The 22205-nt window shown below is 59.0% G+C and carries 22 protein-coding genes; 16 read left to right on the top strand and 6 right to left on the bottom strand.

Translation table 11 applies throughout. The features are described 5' to 3' along the window. Positions 1-54 precede the first annotated feature (54 nt). Complete coding sequence (locus QM782_RS09935; RefSeq protein WP_415202759.1) at positions 55-1599, bottom strand: gamma-glutamyltransferase family protein; 1545 nt, start codon at positions 1597-1599, stop codon at positions 55-57. 196 nt (positions 1600-1795) lie between these two features. Between QM782_RS09935 and QM782_RS09940 the strand changes: the two genes are divergently transcribed. Continuing rightward, positions 1796-2845 (top strand): aminopeptidase, encoded by a 1050-nt coding sequence (locus QM782_RS09940; protein ID WP_415205620.1) that lies wholly within the window; start codon positions 1796-1798, stop codon positions 2843-2845. A 7-nt stretch (positions 2846-2852) separates the two neighbouring features. On the opposite strand, the gene QM782_RS09945 is transcribed toward QM782_RS09940, so the two are convergent. The 5 genes from QM782_RS09945 to QM782_RS09965 form a co-directional block, all read right to left on the bottom strand. Next, positions 2853-3110 (bottom strand): acyl-CoA-binding protein, encoded by a 258-nt coding sequence (locus tag QM782_RS09945; protein WP_415202760.1) that lies wholly within the window; start codon positions 3108-3110, stop codon positions 2853-2855. A gap of 57 nt (positions 3111-3167) precedes the next feature. Further along, positions 3168-3617, bottom strand: a complete 450-nt coding sequence (locus QM782_RS09950) for a hemerythrin domain-containing protein (RefSeq protein ID WP_415202761.1) — start codon at positions 3615-3617, stop codon at positions 3168-3170. A 104-nt stretch (positions 3618-3721) separates the two neighbouring features. Beyond that, positions 3722-4495, bottom strand: coding sequence for a hypothetical protein (locus QM782_RS09955; protein ID WP_415202762.1), 774 nt, complete (start codon positions 4493-4495; stop codon positions 3722-3724). A gap of 34 nt (positions 4496-4529) precedes the next feature. Continuing rightward, entirely contained in the window at positions 4530-5204 is a 675-nt protein-coding gene (locus QM782_RS09960) for a TetR/AcrR family transcriptional regulator (RefSeq protein ID WP_415202763.1), read from the bottom strand. A 76-nt stretch (positions 5205-5280) separates the two neighbouring features. Further along, on the bottom strand, positions 5281-5799 hold the full coding sequence (locus tag QM782_RS09965; RefSeq protein ID WP_415202764.1) for a phasin family protein: 519 nt from the start codon (positions 5797-5799) through the stop codon (positions 5281-5283). Between the two features lie 91 nt (positions 5800-5890). Here QM782_RS09965 and rfbB point away from each other — a divergent pair, with 91 nt between their 5' ends. From rfbB to QM782_RS10040, 15 genes are all read left to right on the top strand, one after another. Further along, complete coding sequence (rfbB, locus tag QM782_RS09970; protein WP_415202765.1) at positions 5891-6961, top strand: dTDP-glucose 4,6-dehydratase; 1071 nt, start codon at positions 5891-5893, stop codon at positions 6959-6961. Next, positions 6958-7854, top strand: a complete 897-nt coding sequence (rfbD, locus tag QM782_RS09975; protein WP_415202766.1) for a dTDP-4-dehydrorhamnose reductase — start codon at positions 6958-6960, stop codon at positions 7852-7854. Before rfbB ends, rfbD begins: the two co-directional genes overlap by 4 nt. Next, a complete protein-coding gene (gene rfbA, locus QM782_RS09980; RefSeq protein WP_415202767.1) occupies positions 7851-8741 on the top strand; it encodes a glucose-1-phosphate thymidylyltransferase RfbA in 891 nt (296 codons plus the stop codon). The genes rfbD and rfbA overlap by 4 nt, the downstream gene beginning before the upstream one ends. Further along, the gene (rfbC, locus tag QM782_RS09985) at positions 8738-9295 is read left to right on the top strand and encodes a dTDP-4-dehydrorhamnose 3,5-epimerase (protein WP_415202768.1); all 558 of its coding nucleotides are present in this window, start codon (positions 8738-8740) and stop codon (positions 9293-9295) included. Before rfbA ends, rfbC begins: the two co-directional genes overlap by 4 nt. Positions 9296-9580: 285 nt before the next feature. Further along, positions 9581-10585, top strand: a complete 1005-nt coding sequence (locus QM782_RS09990; RefSeq protein ID WP_415202769.1) for a glycosyltransferase family 2 protein — start codon at positions 9581-9583, stop codon at positions 10583-10585. 84 nt (positions 10586-10669) lie between these two features. After that, positions 10670-11485 carry an ABC transporter permease gene (locus QM782_RS09995; RefSeq protein ID WP_415202770.1) on the top strand — a complete coding sequence of 272 codons (816 nt, stop codon included), beginning with the start codon at positions 10670-10672 and terminating at the stop codon, positions 11483-11485. Then, positions 11475-12842, top strand: a complete 1368-nt coding sequence (locus QM782_RS10000) for an ABC transporter ATP-binding protein (protein WP_415202771.1) — start codon at positions 11475-11477, stop codon at positions 12840-12842. Before QM782_RS09995 ends, QM782_RS10000 begins: the two co-directional genes overlap by 11 nt. Next, entirely contained in the window at positions 12842-15667 is a 2826-nt protein-coding gene (locus tag QM782_RS10005; protein ID WP_415202772.1) for a methyltransferase domain-containing protein, read from the top strand. Before QM782_RS10000 ends, QM782_RS10005 begins: the two co-directional genes overlap by 1 nt. Further along, entirely contained in the window at positions 15664-16653 is a 990-nt protein-coding gene (locus QM782_RS10010) for a glycosyltransferase family 2 protein (RefSeq protein ID WP_415202773.1), read from the top strand. Before QM782_RS10005 ends, QM782_RS10010 begins: the two co-directional genes overlap by 4 nt. Further along, complete coding sequence (locus QM782_RS10015; RefSeq protein ID WP_415202774.1) at positions 16646-17593, top strand: NAD-dependent epimerase/dehydratase family protein; 948 nt, start codon at positions 16646-16648, stop codon at positions 17591-17593. The genes QM782_RS10010 and QM782_RS10015 overlap by 8 nt, the downstream gene beginning before the upstream one ends. Before the next feature lie 659 nt (positions 17594-18252). After that, positions 18253-19284 (top strand): GDP-mannose 4,6-dehydratase, encoded by a 1032-nt coding sequence (locus QM782_RS10020; protein WP_415202775.1) that lies wholly within the window; start codon positions 18253-18255, stop codon positions 19282-19284. Between the two features lie 42 nt (positions 19285-19326). Next, positions 19327-20352 (top strand): dehydrogenase, encoded by a 1026-nt coding sequence (locus QM782_RS10025; RefSeq protein WP_415202776.1) that lies wholly within the window; start codon positions 19327-19329, stop codon positions 20350-20352. Then, positions 20340-20930 (top strand): D-sedoheptulose 7-phosphate isomerase, encoded by a 591-nt coding sequence (locus tag QM782_RS10030; protein ID WP_415202777.1) that lies wholly within the window; start codon positions 20340-20342, stop codon positions 20928-20930. The genes QM782_RS10025 and QM782_RS10030 overlap by 13 nt, the downstream gene beginning before the upstream one ends. Before the next feature lie 3 nt (positions 20931-20933). Beyond that, positions 20934-21629: a nucleotidyltransferase family protein gene (locus QM782_RS10035; RefSeq protein ID WP_415202778.1), complete on the top strand. Its 696-nt coding sequence runs from the start codon at positions 20934-20936 to the stop codon at positions 21627-21629. Continuing rightward, positions 21629-22192, top strand: a complete 564-nt coding sequence (locus QM782_RS10040) for a D-glycero-alpha-D-manno-heptose-1,7-bisphosphate 7-phosphatase (RefSeq protein ID WP_415202779.1) — start codon at positions 21629-21631, stop codon at positions 22190-22192. Before QM782_RS10035 ends, QM782_RS10040 begins: the two co-directional genes overlap by 1 nt. Positions 22193-22205: the final 13 nt, after the last annotated feature.

Raw genomic sequence — 22205 nt, forward strand, 5'->3', positions numbered from 1 at the left:
CTGCCAGCGCCGGGCGTCCCGCAGGCGACAGGAATGCCGCCGCAGGCCGCTTGTCTACCAGGCGACGGCGTGCGCCTGGCGCCGCAGGTCGGCCACGGCCTCCAGCCCGCCCAGCGGATTGGCGCGCACGGCCTTGATCGAGCCGAAGTACTGGTCCTGCAGCGCGTCCTCGACCACGGACAGGCCGCGGGCCCGCAGCGCCGCGGCGACGGTGGCGTCCATGCCGGGCTCCAGCAGCACCTCGCCGGCGCTGTTCAGGCTCCAGCGCGGCCGCCCGGCGAGCTCGCCCAGCGTGGCGTCGGTTTCCAGCGCGCCGGCGGCGAACTGCAGGCCGGCCGTGGTCTGGCCGATGCCGCCGGGCGAGATCGCGGCCAGCTCGGGGCGGTTGCCCCGCACCACGATCCAGGGCGACAGCGTGTGGGCCGGCCGGGCCATCGGGTGCACGCTGTTCGGCAGGCCCGGCTCGGCGCGGAACTCGGCCATGCGGTTGTTCAGCAGCACGCCGGTGCCGGGGTCCGCGGCGCCGCTGCCCAGCGGCTGGAACACGCTTTGCAGCAGGGCCACGGCGTTGCCGTCCACGTCCATGGCGACGAAGCCGGTGGCATCGGCCGGGGCCGCGTGCGTGGCCACCGGATCGCTCGGGCCGGGGCCGATGCGGCGCTCGCCGAGCTCGAAATCGCCCGGCAGCAGCCGCCGGCGCGCCGGGTCGCCGATGCGGGCGCGGTAGCGCTGCAGCACCGCGACGGCGCGCAGCACGTCGTCGGCGGGGCCCGGCGCGTCGCCGCCGCCGCTGGCGGCGGTGCGCAGGTTGAGCTGGCGCAGCAGCAGCACGCCCAGCGAGTTCGGCGGCGCCACGTGCACCTGGCGGCCGGCGTAGTGCGTGCTCCAGCTCTCGTACCAGTCGGCCTGCGCGCGCGCCAGGTCGTCCTGGCCCAGCCAGCCGCCGTGCTCGGCGCAGAAGGCGGCCAGGCTGCGCGCGACCCAGCCGCTGTAGAAGCCGGACTCGCCCTGGCGCGCGATGGCCTGCAGCACCTCTGCCAGCTGGGGCTGGCGCATCGGCTGGCCGGCGGTCAGCGGCTGGCCGTTGCGGTGGAAGCAGTCGGTGAAGCCGGGCTGGGCGCGCAGGGCAGCGTCGGCTCCGGCTAGGCTGCCGGCCAGTTCCTCGGCCGTGCCGACACCGGTGGTGGCGGCGGCGATCGACGGCGCCAGCAGCTGGGCCCAGGACAGGCGGCCGAAGCGCTCGTGCGCGCGGGCCCACAGGCGGACCAGCGTGGGTGTCACGGCCGCGCGCACGCCCAGGCGCGGCATCTCGCCCACGCCGAGTTCTTCCACCGGCGTCGCGGCCGGCGCGCGGCCCGTGCCGTTGAGCACCTGCACCTGGTGCGAGGCGGCGTCGTAGACCAGCAGCAGGCCGCAGCCGCCCAGCGAACCGGCGTGCGGCAACGTCACTGTCAACATTGCCGACGCGGCGACCATGGCATCGACCAGCGAGCCGCCCTGCTCGACGACGCGCTGCGCCGTCAGCGTGGCCAGGTGGTGTCCGCTGGCGATCGCCGTGAGGCGGCCGTACTGGCTCTTGGGGCGGGCCGGGCGTGCCATGTCAATGGCCTCCCGGCCGGCCGGGGCGAAAGGGGGTGGATGCGCGTGCAGCAGGCAATGTCATGGCGGGTCCTTTGACGCGTTGCGGAGGCCTTGGTTCACGGCCGCCGGGGCTTGCGCGGCGCTGCTGCAACCTGCGTGCCAGGCGGCCGCGCAGCGCCCGTACACTGGCCGCGTGTGCAATCCCGTTCGCGTGATGCGCCGCGCCGCCGCCGCGGTGCTGCTGCTGGCCCTGGCAGGCTGCGCCGACCTGTCGTACTACCTGCAGTCGGCGCGCGGCCACCTGGCGCTGATGCAGGCGGCCCGGCCGGTGCAGGACTGGATCGACGATCCGTCCACGCCGCAGGACCTGCGCCGCCAGCTGCTGCTGGCGCAGCGCATGCGGGTGTTCGCGGTGCAGCGGCTGCATCTGCCCGACAACGCGAGCTACCACCGCTACGCCGACCTGCACCGGCGCGCCGCCGTCTGGAACACCGTGGCGGCCCCGCCGTACTCGCTGGAGCTGAAGACTTGGTGCTTCCCGTTCGCCGGCTGCATCGGCTATCGCGGCTACTACGACGAGGCCGACGCCCAGGCGCTGGCGGCGCAGCTGCGCGGCGAGGGGCTGGAGGCCGCCGTGTACGGCGTGCCCGCCTATTCCACGCTGGGCTGGATGAACTGGCTCGGCGGCGATCCGCTGCTCAACACCTTCATCCGCCAGCCGGAAGGGGAGCTGGCCCGCATGCTGTTCCACGAACTGGCGCACCAGGTGGTCTACGTGCAGGACGACACGCGCTTCAACGAGTCCTACGCCACGGCCGTGGAGCGCCTGGGCGCCCAGGCCTGGCTGCGCGACGAGGCGGGCGAGGCCGCCCGCGCCGAATACGCGCGCTTCGACGCCCGGCGCCGCGAACTGCGCATGCTGATGCTGGACACGCGGCGCGAACTCGAGGCCGTCTATGCCGATGCCGCGAACCCCGTGCCGATGGCCGAGCGCAAGGCCCAGGCCCTGCAGCGCTTCCATGCGGCCTACGCGGTGCTCAAGCGCGAGCGCTGGCACGGCGACGCTGGCTACGACGCCTACATCGCGCGTGCCAACAACGCCATCTTCGGCGTGCAGGCCGCCTACGACGGCTGGGTGCCCGCCTTCGAGGCGCTGTTCGAACGGGAAGGCCGCGACTGGGCGCGCTTCCACGCCGCCGTGGCGGCGCTGGCGGCCCGGCCCCGGGCCGAGCGCGACGCCGCGCTGGCCCGTCTGGGCGGCTGAGCGGGGGTCAGTCGTCCAGCGCGGCGACGGCGTCGAGGTACTGCTGCATCGCATCTTCGGCCGACATGCCCCGCAGCTTGTTCCAGGCGTCCCACTTGGCCCGGCCCACCATGTCGGAGAAGCCCGGCTTGGGCACTGCGTTGTCGCCGGTGCTGGCCTGCTTGTACAGGCCGTACAGCCGCAGCAGCGTGGCGTTGTCGGGGCGCTGGCTGCGCTGCTGCACCTGGATGACGGCGGCCTGGAAAGCGGTCTGCAGTTGGGACATGGCGTTCTCCTCGGAAGAGTGGCAGGGGGTGCGCGCCGCGGCCCGGCCCGCCGGGCATCAGGCATGCACGCGCTGGGTCGTGAATTCTGCCTCGTACTCTTTGGCCAATGCCTTCTTCTGCGCCGCGCTGAGCACCTTGCCGCCAAGCTGGAAGAACTTCTGCTCTTCCTCGTCCAGGTGGTGGTTCAGCTTGCGCTGCAGCGCGCGGGCCTTGGCGAGCCAGGTCGGCGAGGACATGTCCAACTCGGCCAGCTCCTCGACCATCTCGTCCATTTCGTGGTGCTCGGCGATGCCGTGCCGCGCGGTGTCGACGGCCGCGTCGTGTCCCATCAGCGGCATGTAGAAGCAGCGCTCCTCGGCCGTCTCGTGCGCGGCCAGTTCCTGGCACAGGTCGCGGAACAGGCGCTGGCGCTCGGGCGTGTCGCCGCTGGTGGCAGTCAGCTGGTCGGCCAGCGCGCGCTGCAGGGTGTGGCTGATGCGCAGGGCTTCGAAAATGTTCAGGTTCATCGTCGGTGCTCCGGAGGGAAGATGCGTCGCCGCATCGTCGGCCGGGATCCGTGGCGGCGCCAGCGCCGGGCGGCCGTTCCGCCTGTAGGACCAGCGCCCGGTGCTCAGTCGGCCAGTTCGGCCTGCGCCAGGTCCACGGCCAGCCGCTCGGCCGCGTCGATCGGCTCGGCCACCGCCGCGCGTTCGTACAGGCGGTTCGCCTCGTCGATCGCGCGCTCGCCCTCCAGCATCAGCAGCGCGTGGGCGTGTTCCACCATGCCGATGACCGAGTCCGGGTGCAGCCGCAGCCCCTGCTGGAACATGCGCAGGCCCACGTCCTTCTTGGCGCCGTAGGTCATGCTGCCGATCAGCACGCCCACCTTGTCGATGACTTCGGCGTGGAAGGCGCCGAGCGCGATGTGCGCATCGGCATGCCGGGGCGCCAGCGCGATGACCTTCTCCAGCGCCTGCTTGACCTTGTTGCCCAGGCCCTGCGCCAGCGCTTTTGCGAGGCTGATGCCCTGGCTGTAGCGGCCCAGCGCGTAGGCGTGCCAGAACCAGGCGTTGGGCGCGTCCGGGTGCTGGGCGATCTGCTGCTCGGCGCGCGTGGCGACCTCGCGGAACAGTTCCAGCCGCCGCTTCTCGCTCGGCTCCAGGTAGGTCGCGTAGATCGCCGTGGCCTTGTTGGCCACCGTGGTGCCGGCCGCGCCGGCGGCCAGGCCCGCCCGGCACGCGCGCTCGAACTCGCCGTTGTGGAACAGCACCCAGGCCTGCAGCACCGCGGCATCGTCCGGCACGGGCTCCACGTCGCCCGCATGCAGGCGCGGCCACAGCTGCAGCACCTGCGCGGCATCGAGGTGGAACACGCCGGCGTGCGGAAACGGACTCCAGTCGCTCATCGTGGTCTCCTCGGGTTGGCGGCTTGACCGGAGTCTAGGTGGTTTGTATTTCCGCGGGTTTCGCGTACGCGGCCGCCAGCGCCAGCAGGTGGCTGCGCTGCGCCGGCACCAGGTAGGGCGCCAGCAGCACCAGCACGTGGCTCGCCCCGCGCAGCAGGGCCGACTGCGCCGCCGCGGGCTCCAGCGCGTCGCGCGGCGCGCGCGCATATTCGAAGCTGAGCCAGTAGCTCAGCACCACCACCATGCTGGTCGCCGTGGCGCCGGCCTCGCGCGGGTCGATGTGCAGCGCGCCGCTGGCCTGCATGCCGGCCAGCATGCCGCGCACCGCCAGCAGCTTGCCGTCCAGCACCTGCTGCACCTGCTGCTCCAGCCGGCGGTGGTTGCTCAGCAGGTCGTTCAGGTCGCGGTAGAGGAAGCGGTATTCCCAGATGCGCTCGAACAGCGAGTGCAGGAAGAACCAGGCGTCCTCCACGTCGCGCACGTCGTGGCCGGCGCCCAGCAGTTCCTGCATGGCCTGGGCGTAGCGGTCGAACAGCGCGCCCAGCAGCGCGTCCTTGGCCGGGTAGTGGTAGTACAGGTTGCCGGGGCTGATGCCGAGTTCGGCCGCGATCAGCGTGGTCGACACGTTGGGCGCGCCGAACCGGTTGAACAGCGCGAGCGTGACTTCCAGGATGCGTTCGGCCGTGCGGCGCGGCGCTTTCTTCGCCATGGCTTGTCTCCGTGGCGTTCCAGCATGCCGCAGTGTCCGGGGCGTGGCGGTCAGGTCTTTCCCGGTGGCGGCGTCGTCATGGCGACTTCGGCGCGCTGCGCTTGCGGGCGGTGCGCCGGGCCGGCGCCGGCTGCGGGGCCGCGGCGCTGGCGGCATGCCCGGCCGCCGGCGGCTTGCGCGGGGCCGGGCGGCGGGCGGCGCGCTCCAGCGCCTCGATGCGCGCCGCCAGGCGCTCCAGGTCCTCGACGTTCGGCACGCCGAGCTTGCGCAGGGCCTTGGACACGCGTTCCTCGAAGATACCTTCCAGCCGGTCCCACTGCCCGGCCGCGCGGACGCCCAGGGCGCTGGCCACGCTGCTCATGCGCTCGCCGGCCTCGCCCAGGCGCTCTTCCGCGGCGGCCTGCGTGCGGCGCTGCATGTCGGCGCCCTCCTTGGCCAGCGCCTCGAACATCCGGCTGCCCTCGGCCTGGGCCTTGGCCAGCGCGCCCAGGCCGGCCAGCCAGACCTGCTGCGCCGAGGCCCGCACCGATTCGCCGAAATGCGCGGCCGTGGCGTCGTCGCCGGACGGGTCGAAGGAATGGGGCTTCCTGGCCATGGCGTTTCCCGAGAGCTGTCGAAGGGGCGAATGTAAGGGCAGCGCCCGGCGACGATAATTGCCGGTTCGTTTGTAGAAGGATGAGCAACCCATGATCCTGGTCACCGGCGGCGCCGGCTTCATCGGCACCAACTTCGTCCTGGACTGGATCGCCGCCACCGGCGAGCCGGTCGTCAACCTGGACAAGCTGACCTACGCCGGCAATCTGGAAAACCTGGCCAGCCTCGAAGGCGACGCGCGCCACGTCTTCGTGCAGGGCGACATCGGCGACGGCGCGCTGGTGGCGCGGCTGCTGGCCGAGCACCAGGTGCGGGCGGTGGTGAACTTCGCGGCCGAATCGCACGTGGACCGCTCCATCCACGGCCCGGCCGCCTTCATCGAGACCAACGTGGTCGGCACCTTCGGCCTGCTGGAGGCCGTGCGCGTCTACTGGGGCGCGCTGCCGGAGCCCCGGCGCGGCGCCTTCCGCTTCCTGCACGTCTCCACCGACGAGGTCTACGGCTCGCTCGCGCCGCAGGCACCCGCCTTCACCGAACAGCACCGCTACGAGCCCAACAGCCCCTATTCCGCCAGCAAGGCCGCCAGCGACCACCTGGTGCGCGCCTACCACCACACCTACGGCCTGCCGGTGCTGACGACGAATTGCAGCAACAATTACGGCCCGTTCCATTTCCCCGAGAAGCTGATCCCGCTGATGATCGTCAATGCGCTGGCGGGCAAGGACCTGCCGGTCTACGGCGACGGCCAGCAGGTGCGCGACTGGCTCTACGTCGGCGACCACTGCAGCGCGATCCGGCGCGTGCTGGACGCCGGGCGCATCGGCGAGACCTACAACGTCGGCGGCTGGAACGAGAAGCCCAACCTGGAGATCGTGCGCACCGTCTGCGCGCTGCTGGATGAACGGCGCCCGCGTGCCGACGGCAAGTCCTACGCCACGCAGATCGCCTTCGTCACCGACCGGCCCGGGCACGACCGCCGCTACGCCATCGATGCGCGCAAGATCGAGCGCGAGCTCGGCTGGAAGCCGGCCGAGACCTTCGAGACCGGCATCCGCAAGACCGTGGACTGGTACCTCGCGCATCCGGAATGGGTGGCGCGGGTGCAGAGCGGCGCGTACCGCGAGTGGGTGTCGAGGCACTACGGCGAGCGCGCGCAAGCATGAGGATCCTGCTGCTGGGGTGCAATGGCCAGGTCGGCTGGGAACTGCAGCGCAGCCTGGCGCCGCTGGGCGAACTGGTGGCGCTGGATCGCCGCGCGGCCGACTTTACCCAGCCGGAGGCCTTGGCCGCGACGGTGCGGCAGGTGGCGCCCACGGTCATCGTGAATGCCGCCGCCCACACCGCCGTGGACCAGGCCGAGCGCGAGCCGGAACTGGCCGATGCGCTGAACGCGCAGGCCGTGGGCGTGCTGGCGCGCGAGGCTCAGGCGCTGGGCGCGTGGATGGTCCACTACTCGACCGACTACGTGTTCGACGGCAGCGGCACCGCGCCGTGGACCGAGGACAGCCCGACCGGGCCGCTTTCCGTGTACGGCCGCACCAAGCTCGCCGGCGAGCGCCTGCTGCAGCAGCACTGCAGCCGGCACCTGGTCTTTCGCACCAGCTGGGTCTATGCGGCGCGGGGCGGCAACTTCGCCAAGACCATGCTGCGGCTGGCCGCGGAACGCGAGCGGCTGACGGTCGTCGACGACCAGTTCGGCGCGCCGACCGGCGCCGAACTGCTGGCCGACGTGACCGCGCTGGCCCTGCGGCAGGCGTGCGCGCGTGGTGGCGACGGCCTGGCCGGGATCTACCACCTCGCCGCGGCCGGCGAGACCTCCTGGCACGGCTATGCGCGCTTCGTGATCGACTTCGCGCAGCAGCGCGGCGTGGCGCTCAAGGCCGTGGGCGAGGCCGTGCAGCCGGTGCCGTCCAGCGCCTTCAAGGCCGCCGCGCCGCGGCCTGCCAACAGCCGGCTGGACACGCGCAAGCTGCGCGCCGCGTTCGGCCTGGAACTTCCCGCCTGGCAGTGCGGCGTGGCCCGCATGCTGACCGAAACCCTGGAACGCACCGCATGACGACGAAACGCAAGGGCATCATCCTGGCCGGCGGCTCCGGCACCCGCCTGCACCCGGCCACGCTGGCGATCAGCAAGCAGCTGCTGCCGGTCTACGACAAGCCGATGATCTACTACCCGCTCAGCACGCTGATGTTGGCGGGCATCCGCGAGATCCTGATCATCAGCACGCCGCAGGACACGCCGCGGTTCGAGCAGTTGCTGGGCGATGGGAGCCAGTGGGGAATCCACTTGCAGTACGCCGTGCAGCCCAGCCCCGACGGGTTGGCTCAGGCATTCTTGATCGGAGAGAAGTTTCTGAAGGGAGCGCCAAGTGCGCTGGTGTTAGGGGACAACATTTTCTATGGGCACGATTTGGCAGTGCTATTGAAAAGTGCCGACGCGCAGCAGGCCGGCGCGACGGTATTCGCCTACCACGTTCACGACCCCGAGCGGTACGGCGTCGTCGCGTTCGACTCCCAGGGCAAGGCCAGCAGCATTGAGGAGAAGCCGGCCCTGCCCAAAAGTAGCTATGCCGTGACCGGGTTGTATTTTTATGACGAACAGGTGGTCGAAGTTGCAAAGGGTGTCAAGCCAAGCGCGCGAGGTGAGCTTGAAATCACAGCAGTCAACCATGCGTACCTCGAAGAAGGCTTGCTAGATGTACGGCGAATGCCGCGTGGTTACGCTTGGTTGGACACCGGGACGCATGAAAGTCTATTGGATGCAGGTCAATTCATCGCAACGCTTGAGAACCGGCAAGGGTTGAAGATCGCCTGTCTGGAGGAAATTGCATGGCGATGCGGATGGATTAATGATGCAGAAATGGGTCGTCAAGGTGAACTGCTAAAAAAAAACACCTATGGTCAATATCTGTTGCGTCTTGTGAAAGAAGGAAGAGCTCCATGAAAATCACCCATACTGATCTCCCGGGCGTATTGATCTTGGAACCCAAAATCTTTGGAGACGCTCGAGGATTTTTCATGGAAAGCTTCAATCAGAAGGTTTTCAATGAAGCCGTAGGAAAGAATGTCAGTTTTGTTCAAGATAATCACTCGCGATCAGCTAGGGGGGTGCTGCGTGGGTTGCATTATCAATTGCAATTCCCACAAGCAAAGCTGGTCCGGGTGACGCGAGGGGCGGTCTTCGATGTCGCTGTTGATGTTCGGAGGGGGTCGGAAAATTTCGGGAAGTGGGTGGGGGTCGAGTTGAATGAAGACAATCGGAAGCAATTATGGATTCCCGAGGGATTTGCGCACGGCTTTCTGGTGCTAAGCGATAGCGCAGATTTTTTGTATAAAACGAACGAATACTACTACCCGGAATACGAGAGAACAATATTTTGGAATGATCCTGCAGTTGGTATCTGCTGGGGCATCGACTCTCCCGTGGTTTCCGCAAAGGATGCAGCTGGCGCTCTTCTGGTGGCGGCTGAAACGTATGCCCTGGATGCTGTGAGCTGACTTGGATCCCTGGGTATTTCAGAGATGAAAGTCTGGTGAAGAGTGCGACCTGGATTTTCTGAAAAATGCTTCCAGTGTGGCTGTCCTATCGGGAAATTGGAGTCATGATTCGGCAAGTCATACTTCAACAATTTTAATTGCTCTTGCACGCTGACCATTGATCCATCCGAGTGGAAGATTACAGGTTGGGGATCCAGCTGCTTGAGAAGATCTGATTCTGGAGTTGCCGCTTGTGGTTGCGGTTCATTGTCGTGAGGTCATTCGCGTTAATCTAGTAGGAGGAGCATGGTCAAGACGGGCGAACCTAATCGATTGACCATTCAGGGGGGGCACTCCTCTCTTCGAGATGAGAGTGACGGATTTGTCAATGGCCAAGTGGCAATATTGTTGTGCACATTCAATGGGCAGGAGTTTTTGGCTGAGCAATTGCAGTCTATTGAAGAGCAGGAATTCAGAAACTGGAAACTATGGGTGTCAGACGACGGCTCTGATGATGCTACAAAAAGCATATTGCTGGATTTTAAGAGGAAATGGGGGGGGATTAATAGAGAGTTGGTAGTAGAAGACGGGCCGAGATCCGGCGTTGTTGCAAACTTCCTTTCCTTGTCTTGTCGTTCGGATATTCGGGCGTCTTATTACGCATACTCGGATCAAGACGATGTATGGGAGCGTTGGAAGTTGGATAGGGCAATTAAAGTGCTCTCTTTGGTTCCCGAAACAATACCGATTGTTTATTGCTCCAGAACGCGCGTCATGGATGTGCAGGGGGATTTTGTCGGATTTTCTCCACTGTTTTCAAGGCCGGCTTCGTTTGCGAATGCGCTTTTGCAGAACGTGGCTGGTGGGAATACCATGGTCTTTAATCATTCCGCTATGCAGTTGCTCAGGGCCGGTGGAGTATTGAATGTGCCGATGCACGATTGGTGGCTTTATCTGCTTGTTAGTGGATGCGGCGGAGTGATCCACTACGATGAAGTTCCATCTGTGAGATATCGGCAGCACGGAAATAATATTGTAGGTGCCAACTCCGGCTGGAAACTCCGAGTGAAGCGGCTGCATATGCATTGGGCTGGAAAATTTCATGCTTGGAGTGGGATGAATGTCGATGCGCTTACGCGGGTAAGGCACCTTTTGACACCAAAGAGTGTCGAAATTCTGTCTCACTTTTCCAGCGCAAGAGATGGTGGCTTTGTCGAACGGATGATTGGTTTTTGGCGATCCGGTGTTTATGCGCAAACTCCATTTGCATTTCTTAGCTTTCTGTTGTTGACGCTATTAAAAAAGCTGTGAGTTTGGTTCGGAAAAATATTGATCTCGCCCTTTGAGATGTCCTTTGCTTGATATGGGCGGGTTTGTACGCGAGGTCGTTGGCGAATGAAGAATTTGAGAAGCCCGGTAGAAATGGTCGCCGGGATGTGGCGAAATAGAAGCCTGATATTGGCAATGACGAAGCGAGAAGTTTTGGGGCGCTATAAAGGATCAATTTTTGGATTGTTGTGGTCCTTTTTTAATCCATTACTGATGCTGACGGTTTATACTTTTGTTTTTAGCGAAATCTTCAAAGCACGTTGGAATCTGACATCTCAGTCAAAAATGGAATTTGCGCTGGTCTTATTTGTTGGGTTGATTGCTTTTAATTTTTTTTCCGAATGTGTCAATCGTGCTCCGGCGGTGATTCTGTCGAATCCGAACTACGTCAAGAAAGTGGTCTTTCCGCTGGAAATTCTACCGTTCGTATCGGTTTTGTCGGCGCTTTTTCATGGTGTGATTAGTCTGTCCGTCTGGCTGGTGGCACATCTTATTTTCTTTGGCTTGCCTCCAGTCACTGCCTTGATTGCTCCGCTGATTGCTTTTCCGTTGATTGGCTTCACCGTAGGTTCGTGTTGGATCTTGTCTTCACTGGGTGTCTATCTGAGAGATGTATCTCAAGTGATTGGCGCTGTTGTGGTCATGTTGATGTTTTTGAGTCCTATTTTCTATCCGTTAAGTTCTGTTCCAGAAGTCTACAGGGGGGTGATGCATCTGAATCCTCTTACTGTCATCATCGAAGATCTGAGGGCGGTCTTGTATTGGGGGCGAGGTATTGATATGTTAAATCTTGCCATGTTGTGGTGCGGGGCATCTTTATTTGCTTGGATGGGATTTGCTTGGTTCCAGCATACCAGGAAAGGATTTGCGGATGTCCTCTGACGATGTCGCCATTCGCATCGATTGCCTGAGCAAATGCTACGAAATTTACGATGTACCGCGTGATCGCTTGAAACAATTTGTGTTGCCGCGTATGAAGCGGGCACTGGGCCGTCCATCGACCAATTATTACCGTGAGTTTTGGGCTGTCAGGAACGTGTCGCTAGATATTCGACGCGGCGAAACCGTAGGCATCATCGGGCGTAACGGAAGCGGAAAGTCCACGCTGCTTCAGATGGTTTGCGGCACGCTGAATCCTACTGCAGGCAATATTCAGGTCAACGGACGGATTGCCGCCCTGCTGGAATTGGGGTCGGGCTTTAGTCCGGAGTTTACTGGCCGCGAGAACGTATACTTAAGTGCTTCGGTGCTGGGCTTGTCAACGGCCGAGATTGATGCACGCTTTGACGAAATTGCCGCGTTTGCTGACATCGGCGACTTCATCGAGCAGCCTGTAAAGACCTACTCAAGTGGCATGATGGTACGGCTTGCGTTCTCAGTCATCGCACATGTAGACGCTGCGATCCTAATTGTCGATGAGGCACTTGCCGTCGGTGACGCATTTTTCACGCAAAAGTGCATGCGTTTCTTTCGCGACTTCATCGAGCGCGGCACTTTACTATTCGTCAGCCACGATACTGGCAGCATTAAGAGCTTGTGCAATCGTGCTGTCTGGATGGACCATGGACAGATCATGCGCGAAGGAAGTCCCAAGGAGGTCTGCGAGAGTTATCTTGAAGCGTTCTATGAAAGTTCAAACGCAGGTGGTCGGGTGTCACCTAAGGCTGCTGGTCGTGCTGAGGTTGGAGCCGCGTCATTACCACTGCGGGACCAGCGGCTGGATTTTGTCAACGCCAGCAATTTGAGAAATGACTTGCAGGTTTTTAAGTTCGATCCGGGCGCTGCGTCTTTCGGCGATGGTAGCGCGCGTATTGTCGACGTGCGTCTGCTCGATGAACACGAGCGGCCACTGGCATGGGTTGTCGGAGGTGAGACAGTAACCCTATATATCCGCATCGAGGCCTCCATCGCATTGCATTCACCTATCGTCGGATTCCTTGTCAAGGATCGACTGGGGCAGACGCTGTTTGGGGACAATTCCTACCTGACCTATTTAGACGAGCCTATGCGCTGCGAAGAGGGTGATTTCTTCGGTGCGCGGTTTCAGTTCGATATGCCCGTCATGCCGCACGGCGACTACACCATTGCCGTGGCTGTTGCTTCCGGAACGCAGCAGGAGCACGTGCAGCATCACTGGATTCACGATGCAGTCTTGTTCAAGTCTGAATCAAGCAGTTTAGCTACTGGTTTAGTCGGAATCCCCATGCGGTCGATTGAATTGAAAGTAGAGGTTTTGTGATGGCGCACCAGGTACGGGATTTGGAATTTACCGGTGAGCGATATATACCTGGTGTTCACGGTGATATTGAAATCGAGCATTTGCATCGTTATCTGCAGGCCTGCAAGATCGCGGCTGGAAAGCACGTATTGGATATTGCTAGTGGAGAAGGTTACGGCTCTGCCATGCTGGCTCGGGACGCTGCGTATGTCACAGGTGTGGATATTGCGCCAGATGCTGTTCGCCATGCCCAAGAAAAATACGGTAACGAACGGCTGGAATTTCGCGTCGGCGACTGTGCCGCTATCCCGCTGTCTGACGCCTGTGTCGATGTCGTCGTAAGCTTCGAAACTATTGAGCACCATTCCCAGCATGAGGAAATGCTACGCGAGATCAAGCGCGTCTTGCGTCCGGACGGTGTTCTGATTATCTCGAGTCCGGATAAACTGGAGTACTCTGACAAACCTGGTTACGTGAATGAATTTCACGTTAAGGAACTCTACCGTAGCGAGTTTCAGCAACTGCTCGCGAGACATTTTTCGCACCATAGACTGTATGGGCAACGCGTGGCCTACGGGTCAGTCGTACTCAGCGAAGGCGACGACGGTCCGCAGCAGACGGAGAGCTACGCGATGGATGATTTTCAGCCGCGTGCATATGCCGGCGTACCGTACGCGGTCTACTTGATTGCTGTCGCTTCGGACGGATCTGTGCCGACGCTCGGCACCGGTATCTTTGATCTTCCGTTGAGCAGCGCACCGGCTGTCAAAGACTGCCAAGAGCATGCGGCGCGTTTGCAGGATGCGGTGGATGAGTTGCGTACCGCTTTGGACGCCGTCGTTACGGAGCGCGATGCTTGCAAGCGAGCGATCCGCGATCTCGAGGATGCAGTGCGCTCACGGTCGGAAGAGCGCGATGCCGCGAAGTCCCGGATAAGTGAGCTGAGCGGATTGCAGGCCGGCGTAGATGAATTGCGGACTACCGTGGGGGCTTTGATAGTTGAGCGCGACGCCTATAAGCGTGCGATCGGCAATTTGGAGGAGGCACTGCGTTTGCGTTCGGCAGAGCGCGATGCAGCAGAGTCTCGCGCGAATGAGCTGAGCGGATTGCAGGCCGGGGTGGATGAGTTGCGGACTACTGTAGAAGCCGTGATGGCTGAGCGCGATGCTTACAGACAGGCCGTGGAAACCGTGCATGAAATCGTGCAGCGTCGATCTGCCGAGCATGAGTCCACCATGGTCCGCTTGCGTGACGAGTATACGCAAGACATTGGCTGCATGCGACAACAGTTAGAGGTAGCGCAGAGAGAAACTGTTCGCTGCGGAATTCTGATTGGCGAGCACGTATCCCGGATCCACGAACTCGAAGCCCGCGCGGCAGATCTCGCACGTCAGTCCCATGAGCTCAAGGAGACACGCGAGGTTCTGGCATCCGATAACGAGCAGCAACGCGCAGTCGCGGATGCACTTCGAGAGCAACTTGCGCAAACCTATCAGTCGCGGTCCTGGCGCATCACAGCACCGTTGCGCAAAGCGACATCGATCTTGCTGCGCCGACGTTGGCCTACAGCCAGTGCAGAGTATGGCATCACGCCGGCGGTTGTGCGTGCCGCGGATTCCGCGTCCACATCGGTGGTGTCCGGATCTGATTGCCGAGTTCCGACCCCTACGGGGTCGACTGCTGTTCCCTACCGCATTTTGCTTGTCAGTTACTACTGCCCGACACGGGCCCATGCGGGGGGCCTACGAATTCTCGACATCTATGCGCTTCTCAAGCGGATGTGCCCCGAGGTGCAACTCGACCTGTTCACCCACCATCGACCGGAGATTGATTGGTCGATGAGTGAGGTGTATTCGATTTTTAACAATGTATATTTATGCGCTCAAGAGGATCTTTCACCTAGAGCGTTCGCAGCATTCGTCCAGGGGGGCGCGACAGCATACGACGTAGTGGATCTTCAATTCCATCAATCTGCCCATCATCTGTCTGCATATCGAACGATCGGTCGCAGGATTCTTTTCACCCCGATGGAGTCTCAAGCCAAGGCCTTGTACCTCGAGATGCATGAGCAAATTCGGCGTAATGGAAAAGTGGGATTGCGAAAACTGGCTGCACTGTTCAAGTTGGCATTTGAGGAGATATCGTTCTGTCGCAAGGCGGACGCCGTCGTCTGTGTATCAAAGACCGATGCGGCGTTTATTCGCGCTGTCGGGGGCGGACGCCATGTTCGAGGGATTGAAACAGGTCTGTCGCCTTTTGAGTTTTCGAATGCGCTTGCAGACAATTTCGTGCCCCCCCGTAGTAAAGACCGTTCGAGATCAGTCATCTATGTCGCCTATTTTGGATCTGACACCAATATAAAGGCTTTGGAATGGTTTTTGCAAAATGTTCATCCCGATATCGTCAAGGCTGTGCCTGGATATAAATTGGTCGTAGTTGGGCGAGGTGATCTTTCAGCATTCCATTCCTATGCTGGTTCTTCGGTCGAGTTGGTGGGGGAGGTTCCAGTGCTGGAACCCTATATTCGCAATGCGAACCACGGCATCGCGCCTGCTTTGGGTGGGTCTGGTTTCCGCGGAAAGATCAACCAATACGCTGTATTGGGAGTTCCTGCTGTCGCGACCAGGATCGCCCTAAAGGGTTTGGCATACCGTGACGGTCAGAGCATTCTTGCCGCTGATAGTCCCAGTGATTTTTCTCGATGCTGCATTCGACTTTTGCTAGACGATGAGTTGAACGACGAAATCGCAGCTCAAGCTAGACGAATCTGCATCCAGACCTATGGATGGCAATCTAAGTGGGCCAGTATCGCGACTACTTACCGCGTAAAGGAGTATGCGAAATGACAATGCCGCTGGTGACTGTTCTTGTTCCGTCCTACAATCACGGGCGGTTTCTTGAAGAGCGAATTGAGTCCATCATGGCTCAGAGTTTCGAAGACTTCGAGCTCATTGTCATTGATGATTGCTCAAAAGATCATTCAGATGATGTCCTCAAGAGTCTTCAGAAGAAGTTCAAGTTTACCTATATTCGAAATGATCGTAATACCGGAACGCCCTTCGCCGCATGGGAGCGGATTGGCTCAATGGCTCGTGGTCGATATATCTGGATATGCGAAAGCGATGATGTGGCAGAGCCAGACTTTCTGGTGACCGCTGTCGGTCGGCTTCAGGAAAACCAGAAAGCTGTGGCATTTTATTCGAATTCATACGTCATCAATGATCAGAGTAAAATCATTGGCCACACGGAGAGCTATTTTCGAGATACATGGAAAGAGTCGCGATGGGAACAGGATTTTACGGCTTCCGGCCGAGATGAGCTTGTTTATTTTCAACTGCGCGGTCAGGTCATTCCTAATATGAGTTCGGCGCTGTTCGTCGCTGACGCATTCACGAAAGCTTTTGAGCCATTCCTGAAACGCCTTCGATTGACAGGGGACTGGCTGTTCGTGGGTAACGTGTTCGAGCATGGCGACGTAGAGTTTTGCCATCGCCCGTTAAGCCGCTTCAGAAAGCACGAAGAGACTTCTCGGGTGCGGGTCCAGTCTGCGCGCTCTCAAGCTGAATTCATACTGACTAAATATTGCTTATTTCGACGATCTGGGCTACCAACCAAGGACTTTGCACGAGTGATGAGTAGCGACGTCGTGCGCTTCCTGTATGAGCCAACCTCGTGGAGAGACGTGGCTGTTGCGTGTCTCCAGATCGCGCCTCGTGCGGCAGTGAGTTGCGCGTTTAAGTTGGTGATTTCCGTGTTCCTGAATCCGTTATATTGGAAGAAATTCAAAGAACGCTACGCGCACGCGAAGAATTGGAGGAAAGAAAGTGTCTGATTCCATCATAATTAATTCAACGTCGAAATTTCTGGTCACTGGCGGGACGGGTCTTGTAGGGCGCGCGCTCGTGGACGAATTGAGATCTCAGGGGTTTTCTGAAGTTGTTAGTGTTGGAAGCCGTGACTGCGACTTGAGGGATTCGGGAGCGGTTGAGGGGCTGATTCGTGAAGTGCGGCCTGACTATGTATTTCATATGGCTGCGCGTGTTCATGGACTTGGGGGCAATGCAAAATACAAGTCAGACGTACTGGTCGATAATGTGTTGATAAATACGAACGTCGTTGAACACGCGCGAAAATCCGGAGTGAAGAAAATTGTTGCGATGGGCTCTGGTTGTGTCTATCCAGAATTAAAAGGCCATCAAGAGCTTTTTGAGAGCCAGATTTGGGTCGGGCCGCCTCACCCTTCGGAAGATTCTTACGCGCATGCCAAGAGGCTTATGCTGGCGCAACTCGATGCTGCCGGGCATCAATATGGACTGCGCTCCGCTTTTGTGATTAGCGGTAATCTCTACGGGCCTCATGATAATTTTAATGTAGAGGATGGTCATGTCACGCCGTCGCTGATTGCGAAATTCTTTGATGCTAAGCGATGTGGGAGGCCTGTAAAAGTATGGGGAACTGGTGCCGCTATTCGAGATTTCTCCTTTTCTGAAGATGTCGCGCGTGCTTTGATTGCTATCTTATTTAATTTTGAAGGTCCGATTAATATGGGGAGCGGCATGCGACATCCGATCCGAGATATTGTGTCGATTCTTCAGGAAATAACTGGGGTGGATGTTGAATGGGATTCGAGCAAGCCTGATGGTCAATTGATTCGATATTACAATCTTGATCGTCTGGGCGAGACTGGATTTAAGGCGCAAGTGAGTCTGGCTGAAGGTGTTCGCAGAACCTACGAATGGTATGAGAGGCATTGGGCATCGGTAAGGTGTTGATGTTCGGGGCGCGGATGTTTGCGAGTGGTAGCTGAGGACGACCTCAAGATTAAGCAAAGAATGTTTGAAGAGGCTCATACTCTACCCAAGAGGGTGAGGGGGTGTACGCAGCATTTTTGTGCCTATTCTTTAATCGCTCGCTGTTTGACTGGGTTGTCCATGTGTTGGGCGTTGAATGGAAATTTGAGGGATCGCTTTAGGTAAGTCGTCCGTCGGTTTGGGCCTGGGTTTTGGGAATTTAGCATTCGAGTGTGCGTTTTGGTCGATCGGGAAACTGCATGGTTGAGTGTTGGGAGTTGCGGCTGGGTTAGGAGTTTCTTCTCGAAGATTTCCTTAAAGTAGTGAATCCGACAAGCGCCCGATGCTAGTTATCGCCCGTGTCGGATCTTGACTTTGCGTGAGATCGGGACGTCGTGGGGTGGTTGCTGAAAGTAGCGCTCGCGACGACTGAAGCAGCGAGAGTGGAGGTTCAAGATGGGTGATTTATTCCACTGCAGCCGAGGAAATTCTTTCGGATCGTTAAGGTCCGTCTGTTTATGTTGAAGTTGGTGCTATGCGTTACTTTGGGGTGGCTAACTCGAAGTGCTGCTTCTTAGTGTTTCGGGGCGCGGTGGGGTTTTGGTGGTTTGTGGTGAATAACCAATTGTTTGGATGGATTAATGGCTAAATCTATATTAATCACGGGTATTACGGGGCAAGTTGGCTCCCAGCTAGCGGACTACGTTCTAGGCGAAACGGATCTCGATGTTATCGGGATGATGCGCTGGCAGGAGCCTTTGGATAACATTTCGCATTTGGCGAATCGGATTAATCATAAAGATCGCGTTAGTATTGTTTACGCTGATTTGAATGACTATTCTTCGATCGCAAGAATGCTAAAATCAGTTCGCCCCTCTTATGTTTCTCATTTGGCGGCGCAGTCTTATCCTAAGACTTCGTTTGATATTCCAATCGAAACCTTACATACCAATATTATTGGTACGGCCAATTTATTGGAGTGCATCCGGCAACTGCGAGAGCATGATAGCTATGATCCGGTAGTTCATGTTTGTTCATCCAGCGAAGTTTATGGTCGGGCCACTCCTGGTCGGCCATTGAATGAAGATACGCCGTTTCATGGTGCGAGTCCATATAGCATCAGCAAGATCGGATCTGATTATTTAGGCCGCTTCTACGGTGAGGCGTATGGGCTGCGGACTTTTGTTACGCGGATGGGTACACATTCGGGGCCGCGGCGTAGTGATGTTTTCTTTGAAAGCACAGTGGCGAAGCAAATCGCATTGATCGAGTTGGGCCACCAAGAGCCCGTGATCAAGGTCGGCAACTTGGCGAGTACGCGTACGTTTCAAGATGCGCGCGACGCGGTCCGAGCGTACTTCTTGCTGTTGCAGGCCAGTGAGGCTGGTCGTGTTGGGTGTGGCGATTACTTTAACATCGCGGGCGAGGAGGCATTTCAGTTGCCGGAGGTGATTGAGATTCTTCTGAGTATGAGCAACCGTAAGGATATCAAGGTGGAGACGGATGCAGATAGACTCCGGCCAATCGATGCGGATTATCAGATGTTCGACAATAGAAAAATTCGTGCGACTATCGATTGGAAGCCGGAGATACCAGCGCGGAAGATGTTTGCGGATTTGTTGAATCATTGGCGCAGCGAGATATCGCAGGGTAAGATTCCCTTGAACCGGTAAGTTTGCCGTTCGATTTTTGAAGATGAAGGGGTTCGTCTTACTATGACAATCGTAAGAACGCGGGCGCCGTTGCGTCTTGGTTTAGCGGGCGGAGGTTCGGATGTGTCTCCTTATTGTGATATCCATGGTGGTTATGTTTTAAATGGAACAATTGATCGCTATGCCTACGCAGTGATCAAAACCTTGGAGGTGCGCGAGCTGCGTTTCTCGGCCACGGATCAGAAAAAATTCGAAGTGTGGCAACTGGATCAACCCATGATGGATGGCCCCTTGGAATTGCATCGGGCCATATACTGTCACATGATGGATGCATATAACGGTGGAGTTCGCATTCCGTTGGAGTTGACCACGTTTTGCGATGCGCCAGCCGGATCTGGACTCGGCTCTTCGTCGACGCTTGTGGTTGCGATAATTCGCGCTTTTGTCGAGCTGCTGAATCTGCCGCTGGATGATTATTCGATCGCCCATCTTGCGTACAAGATTGAGCGAGTGGACTGTGGGCTGCAGGGCGGGCGCCAGGACCAATATTCGGCGACCTTCGGTGGGTTTAATTTTATGGAGTTTTATGCGCATGAGCATGCCCTGATAAATCCATTGCGAATCAAGAGTTGGGTAATTTGTGAGTTGGAGGCATCATTGGTTCTGTATTTCACTGGTGTTTCGCGGGAGTCTGCAAGAATCATTGCTGATCAGAGCAACAATGTGAAATTGGGGGCGGTCGATGCGCTTGAGGCCATGCATGGCATCAAGCGAGAGGCGCTCGTCATGAAAGAGTGCCTTTTGCGTGGTGACTTTGATGGTGTGGTTGAGTCCATGCGCCAAGGTTGGGACAACAAGAAGCGCTCGGCAAAGACGGTCTCTAATCCTCAGATTGATGAGATCTATGAGGAGACTTGCAAATCCGGGGCCTTAGCTGGCAAGGTTTCCGGTGCTGGCGGCGGTGGCTTCATGTGGTTTTTCGTCCCGACCGAGAGGCGCATGGATGTAGTTCGGACGTTGAGAGATTTTGGCGGGCAGGTCAGTAATTGCCATTTTACTAAGCACGGTGCGCAAGCATGGAAGATCTGATGAGGCCGTATATTTCTGCCCAGTTCGATGAGGCCAAGAATATCATTGCAGCAATGTCGGAAGATGACGTGTTGCAGCAGTCCATTGCCCTAGCGGCGGAGGCTTGCATTGCAAGCCTGCGGTCTGGAGGAAAGATTTTGCTCGCGGGAAATGGTGGCAGTGCGGCGGACGCACAACATATAGCTGGCGAATTCGTTAGTAGATTCGCTTTCGATCGCCCGGGCTTGCCTGCCGTGGCGTTGACGACAGATACGTCGATCCTGACGGCTATAGGAAACGATTACGGCTACGAAAAGTTGTTCGAGCGGCAGGTGCAAGCCTTGGGGAGGGCCGGCGATGTGTTCGTTGCATACAGCACTTCGGGGAAGTCACCTAATATTTTGGCTGCCTTGCGCCAAGCACGTGCCTTGGGTTTGGTGTGTATTGGAATGACCGGCACGCGAGAAGGTAGCATGGCCGAACTGTGCGATCACCTGCTGCGATCGCCGTCGGTCGATACCCCAAAAATTCAGGAGGGACATCTGGTGATGGGCCATATTTTGTGTGGCTTGGTTGAGAACGCGATGTTCAGGCATTGAAGCATGCGCGAAGCGATTGTTCTGGCGGGTGGTTTCGGAACGCGATTGCGTGAACTGGTTCCGGATCTGCCAAAGCCCATGGCGCCCGTAGCGGGACGGCCGTTCCTTGAGATTTTGCTATCGTTTCTTGGGGCTCGCGGGTTTGAGCGGGTCGTGCTGTCTTTGGGGTTTATGGCGGACAAAGTTGCCGGACATTTCGGCGATGCGTTCGGGGCCTTGCAACTTAAATATGTGGTGGAGTCGCAGGCGCTTGGAACCGGGGGGGGGGTGCGGCTAGCAATGACGGCATGCGCGTCGGATCATGTATTCGTATTCAACGGCGATACGTTCTTGGATCTGGAGGTCGATGCGGTGGAGGCTGCCTGGGCATCGACGCGCTCTATTATCATCGTGGGACGTGAGGTCGAAGACACAGCGAGATACGGACGGCTCGTTGTCAAGGATGGGCGGGTTCGTGGGTTTACGGAGAAAGGTGTTTCGGGGCCTGGGTTCATCAACGCTGGCTGCTATATATTTCCTCGTGAAGCTTTAGATGCATTTGAAGCGGGTAGGGCGTTCTCTTTGGAAAAAGATTTTTTGGAGGCTGCCGTGAACCATATGCGTGTCGATGCATTTCTGACTAAGGGTGACTTTATCGACATCGGAGTTCCAGAGGATTACTTGCTGGCTCAAAAAAAACTGGCCGGCCGTTACCTATGATGTCCTTGAGATCGGCGCTTTTTTTAGATCGGGATGGTGTCGTTAATGTCGATCATGGCTATGTCTACCGGACTGAGGATTTTCATTTTATCGATGGAATCTTTGACGTCGTGAGCGCGGCGAATCGGGCTGGATATGTTGTTGTGATTGTTACCAACCAAGCGGGAATCGGTCGTGGCTACTATTCCGAAGCCGATTTTTTCCGGCTGATGGATTGGGTCAGGACGGAGTTTGAGCGGCGGGGATGCCGAATCGACGCAGTTTATTTTTGTCCTGATCACCCTGAACATGGGATCGGGCCCTATCGCCGCGACACGGATTTTCGCAAGCCGGGGCCAGGTATGCTGCTTCGTGCGGCGGAGGAGATTGGCATCGCGCTAGAGACTTCGATCATGGTCGGCGACAAGGCGTCGGATATGGAGGCTGCGCGCGCGGCTGGAGTGCCGACGCGGCTGTGCTTTGGCAATGCCAGAGAGGTAGGTGAGGGCGTTGGGATCGGCAGTCTCACGGATGTACTGCGCTTTTTCGAATCCTCAGCGACTTGCGTTCAAGTCCACCAGTAGGCGCCGTCGACTT

It is taken from the genome of Pseudorhodoferax sp. (assembly GCF_047601025.1).
Classification (GTDB): Bacteria; Pseudomonadota; Gammaproteobacteria; order Burkholderiales; family Burkholderiaceae_C; genus Pseudorhodoferax.

What these genes read in the sequence shown, in the direction of transcription:
- QM782_RS09935 (WP_415202759.1), bottom strand. Translation starts at nt 1,599, where the DNA reads ATGGCACGCCCGGCCCGCCCCAAGAGCCAGTACGGCCGCCTCACGGCG.
- QM782_RS09940 (WP_415205620.1), top strand. Translation starts at nt 1,796, where the DNA reads ATGCGCCGCGCCGCCGCCGCGGTGCTGCTGCTGGCCCTGGCAGGCTGC.
- QM782_RS09945 (WP_415202760.1), bottom strand. Translation starts at nt 3,110, where the DNA reads ATGTCCCAACTGCAGACCGCTTTCCAGGCCGCCGTCATCCAGGTGCAG.
- QM782_RS09950 (WP_415202761.1), bottom strand. Translation starts at nt 3,617, where the DNA reads ATGAACCTGAACATTTTCGAAGCCCTGCGCATCAGCCACACCCTGCAG.
- QM782_RS09955 (WP_415202762.1), bottom strand. Translation starts at nt 4,495, where the DNA reads ATGAGCGACTGGAGTCCGTTTCCGCACGCCGGCGTGTTCCACCTCGAT.
- QM782_RS09960 (WP_415202763.1), bottom strand. Translation starts at nt 5,204, where the DNA reads ATGGCGAAGAAAGCGCCGCGCCGCACGGCCGAACGCATCCTGGAAGTC.
- QM782_RS09965 (WP_415202764.1), bottom strand. Translation starts at nt 5,799, where the DNA reads ATGGCCAGGAAGCCCCATTCCTTCGACCCGTCCGGCGACGACGCCACG.
- rfbB (WP_415202765.1), top strand. Translation starts at nt 5,891, where the DNA reads ATGATCCTGGTCACCGGCGGCGCCGGCTTCATCGGCACCAACTTCGTC.
- rfbD (WP_415202766.1), top strand. Translation starts at nt 6,958, where the DNA reads ATGAGGATCCTGCTGCTGGGGTGCAATGGCCAGGTCGGCTGGGAACTG.
- rfbA (WP_415202767.1), top strand. Translation starts at nt 7,851, where the DNA reads ATGACGACGAAACGCAAGGGCATCATCCTGGCCGGCGGCTCCGGCACC.
- rfbC (WP_415202768.1), top strand. Translation starts at nt 8,738, where the DNA reads ATGAAAATCACCCATACTGATCTCCCGGGCGTATTGATCTTGGAACCC.
- QM782_RS09990 (WP_415202769.1), top strand. Translation starts at nt 9,581, where the DNA reads ATGGTCAAGACGGGCGAACCTAATCGATTGACCATTCAGGGGGGGCAC.
- QM782_RS09995 (WP_415202770.1), top strand. Translation starts at nt 10,670, where the DNA reads ATGAAGAATTTGAGAAGCCCGGTAGAAATGGTCGCCGGGATGTGGCGA.
- QM782_RS10000 (WP_415202771.1), top strand. Translation starts at nt 11,475, where the DNA reads ATGTCCTCTGACGATGTCGCCATTCGCATCGATTGCCTGAGCAAATGC.
- QM782_RS10005 (WP_415202772.1), top strand. Translation starts at nt 12,842, where the DNA reads ATGGCGCACCAGGTACGGGATTTGGAATTTACCGGTGAGCGATATATA.
- QM782_RS10010 (WP_415202773.1), top strand. Translation starts at nt 15,664, where the DNA reads ATGACAATGCCGCTGGTGACTGTTCTTGTTCCGTCCTACAATCACGGG.
- QM782_RS10020 (WP_415202775.1), top strand. Translation starts at nt 18,253, where the DNA reads ATGGCTAAATCTATATTAATCACGGGTATTACGGGGCAAGTTGGCTCC.
- QM782_RS10025 (WP_415202776.1), top strand. Translation starts at nt 19,327, where the DNA reads ATGACAATCGTAAGAACGCGGGCGCCGTTGCGTCTTGGTTTAGCGGGC.
- QM782_RS10030 (WP_415202777.1), top strand. Translation starts at nt 20,340, where the DNA reads ATGGAAGATCTGATGAGGCCGTATATTTCTGCCCAGTTCGATGAGGCC.
- QM782_RS10035 (WP_415202778.1), top strand. Translation starts at nt 20,934, where the DNA reads ATGCGCGAAGCGATTGTTCTGGCGGGTGGTTTCGGAACGCGATTGCGT.
- QM782_RS10040 (WP_415202779.1), top strand. Translation starts at nt 21,629, where the DNA reads ATGTCCTTGAGATCGGCGCTTTTTTTAGATCGGGATGGTGTCGTTAAT.